This is a genomic window from Actinoplanes awajinensis subsp. mycoplanecinus (assembly GCF_001509495.1).
GTDB classification, from domain to species: Bacteria; Actinomycetota; Actinomycetes; order Mycobacteriales; family Micromonosporaceae; genus Actinoplanes; species Actinoplanes palleronii.
This window is the reverse complement of record NZ_LLZH01000128.1, coordinates 1-802: the sequence shown is the minus strand read 5'-3', so window position 1 is coordinate 802 and position 802 is coordinate 1. Positions and strand designations below refer to the sequence as shown.

Genomic DNA, 802 nt, shown 5'->3' with positions numbered 1-802 from the left:
CATCGCGCCTGGTCCTCTCCGTAGAGGTTGAACAGGGGTTGAGGTGCACGGTTCGGATCCGGCGCGAGACGGGCCGACTGCCGAACCGTTGCCCGCTGGTGGCGGGACTTCGGGTTGTGCAGGTCGGCGAACTGGTCAGGGGTGAGTCGGGCTACCGCGTCCTGGTCTTCGCCCCGCCGCCGCGTCAGCAGCGGACGCACGGTGGCGTTCGTGGGGCAGTCGAAGACGTTGTCGGGGTACGGGTAGCCGCAGCCGGGACACCGCGAGGGCATCGGGCTGCCGGGATGGTGATCGGCGAACACCTGTGTGAGGGTCGCCACGGACACGCTCAAGCCCGCTTGCAAGAGCCGGGAGTCGAGGGCGTGCCGGTCGGACTTGTCGCCGTAGCGCTGCTGCGCGGCCTGCCGGGAAACACCCAGCCGACGGGCGATCTCGTCCCATGAGTAGGAGTAGGGCTTGGCCCGTAGACCGGCGACGGCCAGACGCAGCATCGCGTCGACCTCGCCCGTCAGCGTGACCATCGAGGCCAGGGCCTCCACGTCGCCGGCTGCGACCCGTCGGGCGTAGGCCCGCAGGATCCGCCGCGCGAACGCGTCGAAGTCGCTGGTCTCCACGTGCCGTGCGGCACGCTTCTTGGGTTGTTGCGGAGCACGGTTGGCGGTCATCGGACAACCACCAGCCCCGCCAGCAGGTACACGGCGATCGCGACCAGGACCAGTCGGATCCCGGCGCGTTGCCAGCCCGCGGCCAGCGCCCACCACCGGCAGGTGATGAGGTACGCCGGAACACCGACCCGGCGGGT

Annotated in this window: 1 protein-coding gene; it reads right to left on the bottom strand. The window is 70.3% G+C overall.

From position 1 onward, the window contains the following. The coding region (locus ADL15_RS57070; protein ID WP_067691444.1) for a hypothetical protein at nt 1-665 on the bottom strand (665 nt) is incomplete at its 3' end. Nucleotides 666-802 lie beyond the last annotated feature (137 nt).